Annotated in this window: 13 protein-coding genes; 5 read left to right on the top strand and 8 right to left on the bottom strand. The window is 67.0% G+C overall.

Annotated features, from left to right (window positions below):
- Nucleotides 1-52: 52 nt before the first annotated feature.
- Together ACSQ19_RS11240 and ACSQ19_RS11235 are read right to left on the bottom strand one after the other, a co-directional pair.
- On the bottom strand, nt 53-691 hold the full coding sequence (locus tag ACSQ19_RS11240) for an esterase/lipase family protein (RefSeq protein WP_436000959.1): 639 nt from the start codon (nt 689-691) through the stop codon (nt 53-55).
- A gap of 43 nt (nt 692-734) precedes the next feature.
- Nucleotides 735-1,562 carry an AraC family transcriptional regulator gene (locus ACSQ19_RS11235; RefSeq protein WP_299342584.1) on the bottom strand — a complete coding sequence of 276 codons (828 nt, stop codon included), beginning with the start codon at nt 1,560-1,562 and terminating at the stop codon, nt 735-737.
- Nucleotides 1,563-1,687: 125 nt separating this feature from the next.
- Between ACSQ19_RS11235 and ACSQ19_RS11230 the strand changes: the two genes are divergently transcribed.
- Complete coding sequence (locus tag ACSQ19_RS11230) at nt 1,688-2,116, top strand: organic hydroperoxide resistance protein (RefSeq protein ID WP_296279770.1); 429 nt, start codon at nt 1,688-1,690, stop codon at nt 2,114-2,116.
- Between the two features lie 38 nt (nt 2,117-2,154).
- On the top strand, nt 2,155-3,096 hold the full coding sequence (locus ACSQ19_RS11225; RefSeq protein ID WP_435997025.1) for an alpha/beta fold hydrolase: 942 nt from the start codon (nt 2,155-2,157) through the stop codon (nt 3,094-3,096).
- A gap of 458 nt (nt 3,097-3,554) precedes the next feature.
- Here the strand turns inward: ACSQ19_RS11225 and ACSQ19_RS11220 are convergent, their stop codons facing one another.
- From ACSQ19_RS11220 to aspS, 3 genes are read right to left on the bottom strand one after another with little or no spacing between them, the layout of a single operon-like run.
- Nucleotides 3,555-4,076, bottom strand: coding sequence for an N-acetyltransferase family protein (locus tag ACSQ19_RS11220; RefSeq protein WP_435997023.1), 522 nt, complete (start codon nt 4,074-4,076; stop codon nt 3,555-3,557).
- A 2-nt stretch (nt 4,077-4,078) separates the two neighbouring features.
- Nucleotides 4,079-4,381: a DNA primase gene (locus ACSQ19_RS11215; protein ID WP_435997021.1), complete on the bottom strand. Its 303-nt coding sequence runs from the start codon at nt 4,379-4,381 to the stop codon at nt 4,079-4,081.
- A 14-nt stretch (nt 4,382-4,395) separates the two neighbouring features.
- Complete coding sequence (gene aspS / locus ACSQ19_RS11210) at nt 4,396-6,147, bottom strand: aspartate--tRNA ligase (RefSeq protein ID WP_435997019.1); 1,752 nt, start codon at nt 6,145-6,147, stop codon at nt 4,396-4,398.
- 161 nt (nt 6,148-6,308) lie between these two features.
- On the opposite strand from aspS, the gene ACSQ19_RS11205 reads away from it, so the two are divergent.
- A complete protein-coding gene (locus tag ACSQ19_RS11205) occupies nt 6,309-7,208 on the top strand; it encodes a DUF3011 domain-containing protein (RefSeq protein ID WP_435997017.1) in 900 nt (299 codons plus the stop codon).
- Nucleotides 7,209-7,223: 15 nt separating this feature from the next.
- Here ACSQ19_RS11205 and ACSQ19_RS11200 read toward each other — a convergent pair whose 3' ends face one another.
- The 3 genes from ACSQ19_RS11200 to ACSQ19_RS11190 are packed head-to-tail and all read right to left on the bottom strand — an operon-like array spanning nt 7,224 to nt 10,167.
- Nucleotides 7,224-7,877 (bottom strand): hypothetical protein, encoded by a 654-nt coding sequence (locus ACSQ19_RS11200; protein ID WP_435997015.1) that lies wholly within the window; start codon nt 7,875-7,877, stop codon nt 7,224-7,226.
- A 45-nt stretch (nt 7,878-7,922) separates the two neighbouring features.
- Complete coding sequence (locus ACSQ19_RS11195; RefSeq protein ID WP_435997013.1) at nt 7,923-8,258, bottom strand: FmdB family zinc ribbon protein; 336 nt, start codon at nt 8,256-8,258, stop codon at nt 7,923-7,925.
- Nucleotides 8,259-8,316: 58 nt separating this feature from the next.
- Nucleotides 8,317-10,167 (bottom strand): ABC-F family ATP-binding cassette domain-containing protein, encoded by a 1,851-nt coding sequence (locus ACSQ19_RS11190; protein WP_435997011.1) that lies wholly within the window; start codon nt 10,165-10,167, stop codon nt 8,317-8,319.
- Nucleotides 10,168-10,370: 203 nt separating this feature from the next.
- Here ACSQ19_RS11190 and ACSQ19_RS11185 point away from each other — a divergent pair, with 203 nt between their 5' ends.
- Both ACSQ19_RS11185 and ybaL read left to right on the top strand, forming a co-directional pair.
- The gene (locus tag ACSQ19_RS11185) at nt 10,371-12,776 is read left to right on the top strand and encodes a TonB-dependent receptor plug domain-containing protein (RefSeq protein ID WP_435997009.1); all 2,406 of its coding nucleotides are present in this window, start codon (nt 10,371-10,373) and stop codon (nt 12,774-12,776) included.
- A gap of 164 nt (nt 12,777-12,940) precedes the next feature.
- Nucleotides 12,941-14,629 carry a YbaL family putative K(+) efflux transporter gene (gene ybaL / locus ACSQ19_RS11180; protein WP_435997007.1) on the top strand — a complete coding sequence of 563 codons (1,689 nt, stop codon included), beginning with the start codon at nt 12,941-12,943 and terminating at the stop codon, nt 14,627-14,629.
- Nucleotides 14,630-14,633: the final 4 nt, after the last annotated feature.

The following is a 14,633-nucleotide window of genomic DNA, read 5'->3' as shown; positions in this document are numbered from 1 at the left end:
CTTCCGGAGTGCACTGACAAGGGCGCGGATTATACGCGCCCGCCTGCGCAGGTCAGTCCTGTCCGTCGAAGCGGCCGTTGCGAAGGAAGCAGGCCGCCTGGTGGGCGGCATCGGCGGAGAACACCAGACCGGTGTGGCTGGCAGGCACCACGCAGTGCGCCGCCAGGCCGGGCAGCCGGGTCTCTTCCAGTCCGACCGTGCCGTCCGACGCGCCGTCGAACCGGGTGATCAGGCGCCCGATGCCGCGCGCGACGTTCCCCGCCACCATCGCCACCGGTACGTGCCCGTCCCATGGCACGCAGCCCGTCTGCAGCAGCGCGCCGCTGCGGCCGAGCACGGGCGCCGTCCAGACGTGCCGACCCAGACGGCGGGCGGCGCCGCTGCCGCACAGCGGCGACCCCAGGCAGACCATCCGCCGCACGGGCAAGCCGGGCGCGCGACGCAGTGCCTCCAGTCCTATCAGGCCGCCCAGGCTGTGCCCGACCAGATGCACCGGCGGCGAGGCCTGCAGCCGCTCGATCAGGGCGGCGATCGCCGGATCCGGGCCGCCCAGGATGCTGGGATAGCCGAACACTTCGACCTCGAAGCCTTCGCGGCGCAATCGCCGTGCGAGGGGAGCGAGCCAGGATTTCGCATTCCAGATGCCGTGCACCAGCAGCACGCGGGTGGTGTCGTCTCTCGCATCATTCATGCGCGGCCGTATGGGCGACAGCGCGGGTTCGTGGCCCACCGCGTCAGTGCGTTGCATGCAGGCGCTTCCATTCGCGCGGCGACATGCCGCTGTGCGCCTTGAACGCACGCGACAGCGCCGCCTCGCTGCCGTAGCCCACGTCCGAGGCCACCACCTTGAGTGGCCTGCCCTGCCGCAGCGCCTGTTGTGCGAGGCCCACCCGCCAGCCCTGCAGGTACTGGCCCGGCGTGGTGCCCAGCGCCTCGCGGAAATGCGTCGCGAACACGCTGCGCGACATGCCGGCCACGCCCGCCAGGTCGTCCAGCGTCCAGTCCTTCGACGGCGCCTCGTGCATGGCGACGAGGGCGTGACGCAGGCGCGGGTGCGACAGGCCGGCCAACATCCCGCCCTTCACCTCGCCGGTCTCCATCAGTTGCCGCAGCACCTGGATCATGACCACCTCGAACAGCCGGTTGACCAGCGCGGTGCGGCCGCAGCGCTGGGTGAAGGCCTCCTCGAACAGCAACGCCAGCACCTCCTGCGCACCGACGATGCCGTCGAGCGGCAGGCAGACCACGTCCGGCAACGCGGCGCCGATCGGATTCTGCGCGCCGCCGTCGAAGCGCACGTTGGCGCAGGCCATGTCGGCTCCGCGTTCGTCGTCGCTGACGAAACGGTGCGTCATCGCACGGGGATAGAGCAGCAGGCTGGGCGCGTCGATGCGCAGCGACGCGCTGCCGTGGAACACCTCCAGCGGCCCGCGCTGGATCAGGTGCAGCTGGCCCACGCCAGGCTCCGCCTCCAGCGTGTTGATGCCGCAGAGCGCGCCGGCATGGAACACCTCCGCCGACACCGAGAACCGTTCCAGCAGCACAGCGAGCCTGTCGACCACATCGGTACTCCCGATCAAGTTATCAGGACTATACGTCACGAATCGTACGCACGGAGCGCGCAAAGTACACCTCACCGGACGGCCACCCCGCTCCGGACCCCCCCCACCCTTGCAGGAGTAACGCCATGTCCATCGAAACGATCCTCTACACCGCCACTGCCACCGCCTCGGGTGGCCGCGAAGGCCAGGCCACCTCGTCCGACGGCGCGCTGGACGTCACGCTGTCGACCCCGCGCGAACTGGGCGGCGCCGGTGGCCCGGGCACCAACCCCGAGCAGCTGTTCGCCGCCGGCTACTCGGCGTGCTTCCTGGGTGCGTTGAAGTTCGTCGCCGGCAAGCAGAAGATCAGCCTGCCTGGCACCACCACCGTCACCGGCAAGGTCGGCATCGGCCAGATCCCCACCGGCTTCGGTATCCAGGCGGAATTGACCATCGCTGCACCCGGCATCGCCCGCGACCAGCTGCAGGCCCTCGTCGACGCTGCACACATCGTCTGCCCGTACTCCAACGCCACGCGAGGCAACATCGACGTGACGCTGGCGATCGCCGACTGACCGCTGTTCCTGACCACCCTCCACAGGAATCCAATCCCATGAACACGCTCACCCGCACGTTTGCCGCCAGCATGCTGGCCGTCGCCACCCAGGCCGGAATGACCGCCCAGGCCGCACCGGCCACCGCGCCGGTGGCCGCAGAACGCACCGCCAGCACCATCACCACCGCCGACGGTGTGCAGCTCTATTACAAGGACTGGGGCCCGAAGAACGGTCCGGTCGTGACCTTCAGCCATGGCTGGCCGCTGTCTTCGGACAGTTGGGAGTCGCAGATGATCTTCCTGGCTTCCAAGGGCTACCGCGTGGTGGCGCACGACCGCCGCGGCCACGGCCGCTCCAGCCAGCCGTGGGACGGCAACGACATGGATCACTATGCCGATGACCTCGCCACCGTGATCAACACACTCGACCTGAAGGACGTCACCGTGGTCGGCTTCTCCACCGGCGGCGGCGAAGTGGCGCGCTACATCGGTCGCCACGGCACCGGCCGGGTGAAGAAGGCGGTGCTGATCAGCGCGGTTCCGCCGCTCATGCTGAAAACCGCGGACAACCCGGGCGGCCTGCCGATCGAAGTGTTCGATGGCATCCGCAAAGGCCAGTTGGACAACCGTGCGCAGCTCTACAAGGACATCCCGTCCGGCCCGTTCTACGGCTTCAACCGTCCGGGCGCGAAGGTATCGCAGGGCCTGATCGACAGCTGGTGGGCGCAGGGCATGCAGGGTGGCCACAAGAACACGTACGACTCGATCGCCGCGTTCTCGGCCACCGACTTCCGCGACGACCTGAAGAAGTTCGACATCCCCACCCTGGTGATACACGGCGACGACGACCAGATCGTCCCCATCGACGCCGCCGGCCGCAGCTCGGCCAGGCTGATCAAGGGCGCGCAACTGATCGTCTACGCCGGCGCACCGCACGGCCTGACGGACACGCACAAGGATCGCGTCAACCAGGACCTGCTCGACTTCCTGCAGAAGTAAGTTCCAATACGCAGACAAAGCAACGGCCGCATCAAGCGGCCGTTCGCTTTTGATCTTCCGGATCCCGATGCGCCAGCGAGCCCACCAGACCCGGAGGGCGGCGGACAGGGATGTCCGCCGTTTTCCGCCTCGCCAGTGCTGCCCTGTAGCAGCGGGCCATGCCCGCGATGCTCTATCCCCGCCTGCATGGAAAGCATCGCGCCCAAGCGGCGCCCCCTACGGGGATGGGCGTGATCTTCCCGGTCTACGAACGGCCGCGAGCACTAGCAGACCCGGAGGGCGGCGGACATGGATGTCCGCCGTTTTCCGCCTCGCCAGGAAGGCGAGTCGGAAAATCCTGATAGCAACGAACTGATGGGATTGCTTCGTCGTGAAAGACGCTTTCTTTTGGTGACTTTTCTTTGCGTCAACAAAGAAAAGTTACCCGCTCGACCGAAGGGCTAGCGGAAGCTCCTGCATCAACCGACAGAAGAAGCATCCCGCCGCAGGATGAACTCATCATCCAGCGTCTTCCCCACCGGAAACTTGTACGCCCCGACCCGCACAAACCCCTGCCGCCCATAGAACCGCTGCGCACCGAAGTTCTCCGACCACACCCCGATCCACAGCGTCCGCGGCCCGTCCTTCAACAGCCACCGTTCCACCTCGGCGAACAGCTTCCCGCCCCACCCACCGTTCTGGTGCGAGGCCAGCACGTACAGCCGCTTCAGCTCGCCATCGCCCTTCACCACGTCCGCGTGCGGCAACCCGCACGGCCCGGCGGCCGCATGGCCCACGGCCACGCCATCGTCCTCCAGGAACCACACCGCGTAATCCGGGTGCGACAGGATGATCCGCTGCTTGTCGACGTCATAAGCATCGGCGAGGAATGCGGCGAGATCCTCAGCCGGATACAGATGCCCGAAGGTTTCCGTGAACGTACGCGACGCCAGGTCCGAAAGGGCCGTGGCGTCATCGACGGTGGCGCGGCGGATCTGCACGCTTACGCGTCCTCTTCTTCCTCTTCGTCCGCCTCGTCTTCCTCGTCGGCGTCCTCGTCTTCTTCCTCTTCGTACTCTTCTTCGTCTTCTTCTTCGTCTTCTTCTTCGTAGTCGTCTTCGCCGAAGTCCTCGCCGTCCCAGCGGCCCTGGCCGTCCGGTACGAAGGTCACCGCCATCGCGGCCGGCGACGTGCCGACACGCACCAGCCAGCCGCCGAACACGCGCGCGCGTTCCGTCACCAGGCCCGCATCGGCGCCTTCATTGCCCAGGCGTTCCCATTCCAGCGAAAAAGCATATTCCGTCATTGCGTGTTTCTCTCTCAGTCTTTCTTCGGACGAACCTGGATGTGGACTTCAGCAAGCTGCTCGTCCGGGATCGGCGACGGCGCACCGGTCATCAGGCACTGCGCGCTGGTGGTCTTGGGGAACGGGATGACGTCGCGGATCGACTCCGTGCCCGCCATCAGCGCCGCGATGCGGTCGATGCCGAACGCGATGCCGCCATGCGGCGGCGCGCCGAAGCGCAGCGCGTCCAGCAGGAAGCCGAACTTCGCTTCCGCCTCTTCCGCACCGATGCCAAGCAGCTCGAACACCGCGCTCTGCATGTCGGGGCGGTGGATACGGATCGAACCACCACCGATCTCGTTGCCGTTCAGCACCATGTCGTAACCGCGCGATACCGCCGTCTTGGCATTCGCGCGCAGGTCGTCGATGTCGTCCACCGCGGGCGCGGTGAAGGGATGGTGGAGCGCGACGTAGCGTTGCGCTTCCTCGTCCCACTCGAACATCGGGAAGTCGGTGACCCACAGGGGCTTCCAGCCGTCCTGCACCAGGCCAAAGTCCTTGCCGGCCTTCAGGCGCAGTGCGCCCATGAAGTCGCTGACCTTGTTGTAGCCGCCCGCGCCGAAGAACACGATGTCGCCGTTGCCGGCGCCGACGTGCTTCACCAGCGCCGCGAAGGCGTCTTCGGCGAAGAACTTACGGATCGGCGAGGAGATTTCGCCAGCCTCGTCGATCTTGATGTAGGCCAGGCCCTTGGCGCCGTACTTGGCGGCGTGCGCGGCGTACTCGTCGATCTGCTTGCGGCTGAGCGACGCCCCGCCCGGGATGCGCAGCGCGGCCACGCGGCCGTCCGGATCGTTCGCGGCGGCGGTGAATACGGCGAACTCACTGGACTTCACCAGCTCGGCCACGTCGACGAGTTCCAGCGCGATGCGCAGGTCCGGCTTGTCCGAACCGTAGCGACGCATCGCCTCGGCCCAGGTCATGCGCGGGAATTGCGCATCCAGCTGCACGTCCATCACCTCGGCGAAGATGTCGCGGATCATGCCTTCCACGGCGTCCTGCACGTCGCGCTCGCGCACGAAGGCGAACTCCATGTCGAGCTGGGTGAACTCCAGCTGGCGGTCGGCGCGCAGCGCTTCGTCGCGGAAGCAGCGCGCGATCTGGTAGTAGCGGTCGAAGCCGGCGACCATCAGGATCTGCTTGAACAGCTGCGGCGACTGCGGCAGCGCGTAGAACTCGCCCGGGTGCATGCGCGCCGGCACCAGGAAGTCGCGCGCACCTTCGGGCGTGGCCTTTGTGAGGATCGGCGTTTCGATGTCCTGGAAGCCGCGCGCATCCAGCCAGCGGCGCAACGCCTGCACCAGCCGGATGCGCGTGCGCTGCTTGCGCTGCATGTCGGCGCTGCGCAGGTCCAGGTAGCGATACTTCAGGCGCGTCTCCTCGCCCGGGTTCTCGTGGTGGTGGAACGGCAGCGGATCGGCCTTGTTGAGCACGGTGATCTTGGTGGCGATCACTTCCACCTGGCCGGTGCGGATCTTGGTGTTGACGGCCTCGCGCGCGCGCACGACGCCTTCGATCTGCAGCACGTCCTCGTAGCCCAGCGACGCGGCCACCTTGAACACCTCGGCATTGGACGGGTCCACGGTGACCTGGACGATGCCTTCGTGGTCGCGCAGGTCGATGAAGCAGACACCGCCGAGGTTGCGGGCGACGTCGGTCCAGCCGCACAGGGTCACGGTCTGGCCGATCATGGCCTCGTCGACGAGGCCGCAGAAATGGGTACGCATGGGGGCTCCACTGGGTTCGGACCGGGGCCGGGACATTCCGCGGCGGGACAGGCCGGTCAAGCCGCGTAGTTTACCCGGTCCCCCGCCCGCGGACCCCACCCGCCCCTGCACGGGCTTAACGGGTCCGGCGTATGCTGGCTGCTCCCCAGGAGGGCGCCACCATGAAGAAGCCGTTGTTGCAGTCCGTGCTCGTACTGTTGCTGGCCCTGGTGGCCGGCAGCGCCGCCGCCCAGATCACGCCCAAGGCGTACGCGCCGGAAAACCTCCGCACGCTTTCAGTGCAGGACCAGACCCGGGTGATCAGCCTGGAATACTCCGAGCAGTCCCGCGGTCGCCGCATCCCGGACGACCAGCTCCGCTTCTACCTGGACCAGGTCAACCGGTCCAACTGGACCTTCAGCCGGATCAAGCAGGACATCGCCCAGTCGCTCGGCGGCAACAACGGCGGCTGGAATCCCAACCCGCCGCCCGCCGGCAACACCATCCTCTGCGAGAGCAAGAGCGGCGACGCCAAGCGGTGCACGCCGCCGTGGCGTGGGCAGTCGCGGCTGGTGCGGCAGATCTCCAACAGCCGCTGCGAAGAGGGCGCCACGTGGAGCTCGCAGGACGGCCTGATCACCGTATGGAAGGGGTGCCGCGGCGAATTCGCCCAGGGCAACGCCACCGGTGGCACGATCCGCTGTGAAAGCAACGACGGCCGCGGGCGCACCTGCCGCACGCCGTGGAGTGGCCACTCGCGCCTGACCCGACAGCTGTCGAACGCGGCCTGCGTGGAAGGCCGGAGCTGGCAGTCGCAGCAGGGCCAGGTGTACGTCGGCAATGGCTGCCGCGCCGAATTCGCGCCACGCGTGGGAAGCGGTGGCGGTTCCAGCAACTACTCGGTGACCTGCAGCAGCGAAGACAACCGCCGCAAGACCTGCGCCTACGACCCGCGCCAGGGTCGTCCGATCCTGCTGCAACAGATCTCGAACACCAGCTGCCGCGAAGGCTACAGCTGGGGTTACACCGGCACGCAGGTATGGGTGGACCGCGGCTGCCGCGGCCGCTTCGGGCCGCGCTGAGCCGCCGTTACCGACTCAACCGCCGGCGCCCCAGGGTGCCGGCGGCAGTTCGACCGGCGTGGTGAGGTCGAATTCCACCCGGAACAACCGGCCGTTCGGCCGGCTCAACTCGTAGACGAAGGTCTTGCCGGGCACCAGTTCCATCGCCCACGTATTCGTCACCGAGGCCGCCAGGCCTTCCCGCTCGAACATCGCGATCGAATCCGCATCCACCGGGAACGCCTGCCGCCGCGTACTACCCGGCTCGGCCGTGTCGCCGCCATACATCGTCACCGCGTCCGGACTGCCGTCTTCGTGGCGGTGGTCGTGCTTCAACCTCAGGCCGGTACCGGTGCGCGTCAGCACCCAGGTGCGCGAATGGTCGTCGCCTACGTGGAAGGGAATGCGGATCTCGCGCGTCGGGTCGTCGCACCCCCGCACGTGCATGACCAGCGCCTTGCCCTCGAAAGGATCAGGCGTGGTCGGTGCGGGCTGGTTGGCGGTGATGCGGCCCGCATAGGCCTTGCCGCACAGGTGCTGCAGGTTGGCAAAAAATTGCGCGTGAGGCTCTGTAATGATGTTGACCGGCGGCGGCGCACTGAAGTCGTCCGAAATACGGTACTTCGGCTCTCCCCCCTGACATCCGGCAATGCAGAGCGCAGCCAGCAAGAACAATACGGCACCTTTCATTGCATCCCCCCGCGACACGAAGGGATGCACCTTACACCGACGCTCTCAGGACGAGGATGTCGACGACGGCGTCGCAGGCTTCGATTCCGTCTTCGCCGGCGTACTTTCGGTCTTCGCCGGCGCCGGCTCGGCAGGCTTCGACTCACCGGAAGGCTTGGCGCCTTCGCCGCCGTCTGCCAGGTTGCGCTTCTTGTCGCCGTCCTTCTTGAAGTCGGTCTCGTACCAGCCGCTGCCCGCCAGCCGGAACGACGGCGCCGTCAGCTGGCGCTTCACCGCGTGCGCACTGCAGGCGGGGCAGGTGTCGGGATCCGGATCGGACAGTTTCTGCAGGCGGTCGAAACTGTGGCCGCACTGGGTGCATTCGAAGGCGTAGATGGGCATGGCAGCTGATCGGGGGGTGGGACGGACGTACGGGGTGTGGGGATGGCGGTGGCGCGATTCAAGCCTCGTCGTACAGCGCCGACCAGGCCTCTTCGGCCTTCGCCAGTTGCTGCTGTAGCGCTTCGCGATCCCGGCCCAGTCGCGCGGCGAGTTCGGCGTCGGCGTAGCTCTTCGGGTCCGCGAGTTGCGCATCGACATCGGCCAGCTTGCCTTCGAGTTCGGCGACCTTGGCCTCGGCGGCGGCCAACTTCACCGGATTGACCTTGCGCACGGGCGCTGGCGCGGCTTTCGGCGTGGGCGCGGGCTCGCTGCGCAGTGGTTTGCTGCCCTGCGCGGAGGCGCGCGTGCGCAACCAGGCGGCGTACTCGTCGAGGTCGCCGTCGAACGGCTCGACCACGCCATCGGCGACGCGCCAGAAGGTGTCGCACACCAGGCCGATCAGGTGGCGGTCATGCGAGACCATCACGATCGCGCCATCGAAATCGCTGAGCGCTTCGGCCAAGGCTTCGCGCATCTCCAGATCGAGGTGGTTGGTGGGTTCGTCGAGCAGCAGCACGTTCGGCTGCTGCCAGGCGATCAGCGCCAGTGCCAAGCGGGCGCGTTCGCCGCCGGAGAAGCCATCCACCGGCTCGAATGCGCGGTCGCCCGGGAAGTTCCACTTGCCCAGGAAGTCGCGGAACGATTGGTTGCTGCCTTCCGGCGACAGTTCGCGGAAATGGTCCATCGGCGACTGGCCTTCATGCAGCGACTCCACCGTGTGCTGCGCGAAGTAGCCGATGCGCAGGTCCGGGTGCGCCATGCGGTCGCCTGCCATGGTCGACAACTCGCCCACGAGCGTCTTTACCAAGGTGGTCTTGCCGGCACCATTCGGGCCCAGCAGGCCGATGCGCTGACCCGCTTCGAGGCCGAAGCCGACGTCGTGGAGGATGACGGCGTCGCCGCCGTAACCGGCTTCGACATGGTTGAGGCGGATCAGCGAGAACGGCAGCTTGGCCGGCTCGGCGAACTCGATGCGGAATTCGCGCTCCGCGCGCACGGCCTCGGTACCGGCCAGCTTGGCCAGGCGCTTCATGCGGCTTTGCGCCTGCGCGGCCTTCGATGCCTTGGCCTTGAAGCGGTCGATGAAGCTCTGCAGGTGCGCGCGTTCTGCCTGTTCCTTCTCGTGCGCGATCTGCTGCTGGCGCAGCTGTTCGGCGCGCTGGCGCTCGAAGTCGGTGTAGCCGCCGGTGTACAGCTTGGCGCCGCCGCCATGCAGGTGCAGCGTGTGGGTCGCGACGTTGTCGAGGAACTCACGGTCGTGAGAGATCAGCAGCAGCGTGCCGGGATACTTCAGCAGCCACTGCTCCAGCCAGAGCACGGCGTCCATGTCGAGGTGGTTGGTGGGTTCGTCGAGCAGCAGCAGGTCGCTGGGCATCATCAGCGCGCGCGCCAGGTTCAGGCGCACCCGCCATCCGCCGGAGAACGACGACACCGGGCGGTGGTGCGTGTCGGCCGGGAAACCGAGGCCGTGCAGCAGCTTGCCGGCGCGCGCCTCTGCGTCGTAGGCGCCGATCTCGGCCATCTTCTGGTGCGCATTGGCCACCGCTTCCCAATCTTCCCGCGCGGTGGCATCGGCCTCGGCCTGCAGCACGGCGGCGACCTCGGTGTCGCCTCCGAGCACGAAGGTCAGCGCCGGGTCGGGGAGCGAGGGTGTTTCCTGCGCCACGCTGGCGATGCGCACCTTGCCGGGCAGGTCCAGGTCGCCCTTGTCGGCCTCGAGTTCGCCTTGGACGGCGGCGAACAGGCTGGACTTGCCCGCGCCGTTGCGACCCACCACGCCGACGCGGTAGCCCGCGTGCAGGGTGAGGTCGACGTTGGACAGCAGCAGGCGCTCACCACGGCGGAGCGCGAAATTACGAAGGGAAATCAAGAAACAACCTACGGGGATTTGGGGAAGAGCGGCCGCGTAGTTTATCGGTAGCGGGCCGCCTCACAGTTGTTAAGAATCCATTGACATCCATGTCATAGGGCGGTAACAAAGGGGTTGGTGCAACGCACAAAACTGATTTCAGCGGCAACTTTCCTGCCACCATCGACCCTGCTGCGCCGTCCTTCCATCCCGTTGGAGCCACCATGACCCGCAAGCTTTCGCCCCTCGCCTTCGCCGTCGCCCTGGCGCTCGCCGCACCCATCGCCCTCGCGCAGGAAGCCCCTGCATCGTCCGACGCGCAAACGCTCGACACCCTGATCGTCACCGGCACCCGCGTGGCGGATCGCACGGTGGCCGAATCCACTGCACCGATCGACATCATCACGCCCGAGGTGCTGGAGTCCACCGGCACGGTGGAACTGGCCACCGCGCTCTCGCGCGCCGTGCCCTCGCTGAACTTCCCCCGCGCCGCGATCAACGATGGTACCGACGCGATGCGTCCGGCCCAGCTGCGCGGCCTGGCCCCCGACCACACCCTGGTGCTGGTGAACGGCAAGCGCTACCACCCGGGCGCGCTGGTCAACGTCAACGGCAGCCAGGGGCGCAGCTCCTCGCCGGTGGACCTCAACTCGATCCCGATTTCCGCCATCGAACGCGTTGAAGTGCTGCGGGACGGCGCCTCCGCGCAGTACGGCTCCGACGCCATCGCCGGTGTCATCAACATCGTGCTGAAGGGCGCCGACAGCGGCGGCAGCGTCAGCGTGACCGGCGGCGGCTACAGCGCCGGCGACGGCCGCCAGTACCAGGCGCTTGCCGATGCCGGCTTCAAGCTCGGTGAGAGCGGCAAGGTCCACCTGGCCGCACAAGCGGGGCATCAGGACCAGACCGACCGGGCACGTCCCTTCCTGGGGACGGTGACGGCAACCAGCGCGCCGGGCGGCAAGGTCGTGCAGCGCTATGGCGATCCCGAGGTCGACAACGCCTCCTTCCTGTACAACGGCGAAGTGGACGTCACCGACTACCTGACGTTCTATTCCTACGGCCTCCATACCAAGCGCGAAACGCTCTCCAACGGCTTCTTCCGCCCGGCCGGCGACTCGCGCAACATCCCGTCGATCTATCCGGACGGCTTCCTGCCGCAGATCTTCAACACGTCCACCGACGTCAGCGTTTCCAGCGGCATCAAGACCTTCACTGCCGGCGGCACCAACATCGACATCAGCTACACCTATGGCAGCAACGAACTGGAGTTCGACATCCAGAACACGTTGAACCGGAGCCTGGGCCCCACCTCTCCCACCGCGTTCTACGCCGGCTCGCTGGAACTCAAGCAGCACGTGCTGAACTTCGATTTCAACAAGCAACTGGACTGGGGCCTGGCCTATCCGGTCACCCTGTCCTACGGCGCGGAATGGCGAGGCGAGAAGTTCACCATCGGTGCCGGCGAGCCCGGGTCGTACATCAACGGCGGGGTGTTGATCGGCGGCGCACCCGCGCCGTCCGGTGCGCAGGTGTTCCCGGGCTTCCGGCCGAGCGACAGCGGCAGCTTCGACCGCAACAACATTTCGTTCTACGCCGGCCTGGAAGGCGACCTGACCGAGAAACTGTCCGCCGGCGTCGCCGTGCGCTATGAGGACTACAGCGACTTCGGCGACACCACCACCGGCAAGCTGACGGGCCGCTACGCGTTCAACGACGCGGTGGCGTTGCGTGCGACGGCATCGACGGGCTTCCACGCGCCGTCGCTGCAACAGCAGTACTACCAGACCACGTCGACCAACTTCATCGGCGGGCTGCCCTTCGACCTAGTCACGTTCCGGGTAACCAACCCGGCCGGCATCTCGCTCGGTGCGGAACCGCTGAAAGCGGAGGAATCGGACAACCTCAGCCTGGGCCTGGTGCTCACGCCGGTCGAGAACCTGTACGTGACCATCGATGGGTACCACATCAAGGTCAAGGACCGCATCACGCTGTCGGAGAACCTGACCAGCACGGCGGTGCGCACCTGGCTCAACGCGAACGGTTTCCCGGATGTCGCCGGCGGCCGTTACTTCACCAACGCGCTGGACACGACCACCAAGGGCGTCGACATCGTCGGCACCTACAAGTGGGCGTTGGCGAGCAGCACGCTCGACTTCACCACCGGCTACAACTACAACAAGACCGAGATCGACCGCGTGGCGCCGAATCCGGCCGCGCTGACGGCGATCGATCCCACCGCCCTGCGTTTCGGCCGCGTGGAACTGGGCCGGTTCGAAGTGGGTGCGCCGCGCGACAAGTTCTTCCTCAACGGCATCTGGACCAAGGGCGGCTTCAGCGTCAGCACCACGGCCACCCGCTACGGCGAGTTCACCATCCTCAACGCCAACCCGGTGCTGGACCAGACCTTCGGTGCGAAGTGGCTGTTTGACCTAGCCTTCAGTTACAAGACCGGCGGTTGGGAGTTCACCGTCGGCGGCGACAATGTGCTGGACGAGTACCCGGACGAGAACATCTTCATCTCCCCGGCGTTGAACACCTCGACCACCGGCCAGTTGCCGTATCCGTCGCAGAGTCCGTTCGGCTTCAACGGCGCCTACGCATACGGCCGGATCAGCTACACCTGGTAAACCCGCGCTTCGTGCCTCACCGGAACGCCCCGCCCCGCGCGGGGCGTTCCCATGATGGGGGCAACTGAACCGCGCGACGCAGGCTTGGCATGCGTCGCGGGTTTGCGACAAAGCGTCCGCATCGGCGACACTCGACCGATCACGCCGAGGAACCGCGCCATTCGATGCACCATGACACCGACCTGATCAACATCATCGCGGTAGGCCTCGCCCTGGCCTTCGTGCTGGGCGCGCTTGCGCACAAGCTGCGCTTCTCGCCGCTGGTCGGTTACCTCATCGCAGGCATCTTCGTCGGTCCATTCACGCCCGGCTTCGTCGCGGACCAGGAACTCGCCACCCAATTGTCCGAACTGGGCGTGATGCTGCTTATGTTCGGCGTGGGCCTGCACTTTTCGCTGGAAGACCTGCTGGAAGTAAAAGCGATCGCCATTCCCGGCGCCATCGCGCAGATCGTGGTCGCGACCGGCTTGGGGTGGGCGCTGGCGTGGGGCATGGGCTGGACACCGCTCAACGGCTTCGTGTTCGGGCTGGCGTTGTCGGTGGCGAGCACGGTGGTACTGCTGCGTGCGATGGAGGAACGTCGCCTGCTCGAGACCAGGCGCGGCCGCATCGCGGTGGGCTGGCTGATCGTCGAGGATCTGGTGATGGTGCTGGCGCTGGTGATGCTGCCGGTGCTGGCGGAGGCATTCGGGCCGGAAGCCCAGGCCGAAGGTGCCAGCTTCGGCACGTTCATGGTGGCCATCGCCTGGACCTTCATCAAGCTGGGCGCCTTCGTCGCCTTCATGCTGGTGGTGGGTCGGCGCGTCATCCCGTGGACGCTGGAGAAGATCGCCGCCACCGGTTCGCGCGAGCTGTTCACCCTGTCGGTACTGGCGATCGCGCTGGGCGTGGCGTTCGGCTCGGCCACGCTGTTCGGCGTGTCGTTCGCGCTGGGCGCGTTCTTCGCCGGCATGCTGCTCAACGAATCGGAGCTCAGCCACAAGGCCGCCAACGACTCGCTGCCGCTGCGCGACGCGTTCGCGGTGCTGTTCTTCGTCTCGGTCGGCATGCTGTTCAACCCGGCCATCCTGGTGGCCCATCCGTGGCAGGTGCTGGCCACGTTCGGCATCATCGTGCTGGGCAAGTCGGTCGCGGCGTACTACATCGTCAAGGCGTTCAAGCATCCGACCGGCACGGCGCTGACCATTTCGGTCAGCCTGGCGCAGATCGGCGAGTTCTCCTTCATCCTGGCCGCGCTGGGCGTGGCATTGAAGATCCTGCCGCCGGACGGACGCGACCTGATCCTGGCCGGCTCGCTGCTGTCCATCATCGCCAACCCGTTCCTGTTCTCGTGGCTGGACCGCTGGCAGACGAAGCAGGAAGCGCTGGCACCCTTGCCGATCGAACCCGAGGTGCCGCCCGGTCCGTCGCTGGACGTCACCGACCACGCCATCATCATCGGCTACGGCCGCGTGGGCAGCGAGCTGGCACGCGTCCTGCGCGACCGGGGCGTGCCGTTGATCGTCATCGACGACAACGGCGACCACGTCGCCCGCGCACACGATGCGGGCATTCCCGCGATCCGCGGCAGTGCGGCCGCCGACCGCGTGCTGGCGGAAGCGCACCCGGAGCGCGCCAAGATCGCCGTGCTGGCGATCCCCCAGCCGTTGGAAGCCGGCGAGACGCTGGCCAAGCTGCGCGCGATCAACCCTTCGCTGACCTTGCTGGCGCGCGCGCACAGCGACGGCGAAGTGAAGCACCTGCTGGAACACGGCGCCGACGGCGCCGTGCTGGCCGAACGCGAACTCGCGTTCTCGCTGGCCGAAATGGTGATGTCCACGCCGCCCTACCGCCCGCAGCGCACGAGTGCCTGAGCCG

It is taken from the genome of Pseudoxanthomonas sp. LjRoot127 (assembly GCF_964253495.1).
In the GTDB taxonomy this organism is placed as follows: Bacteria; Pseudomonadota; Gammaproteobacteria; order Xanthomonadales; family Xanthomonadaceae; genus Pseudoxanthomonas_A.
The sequence above is the reverse complement of the archived record's forward strand: the minus strand, read 5'-3'. Positions and strand labels throughout refer to the sequence as shown.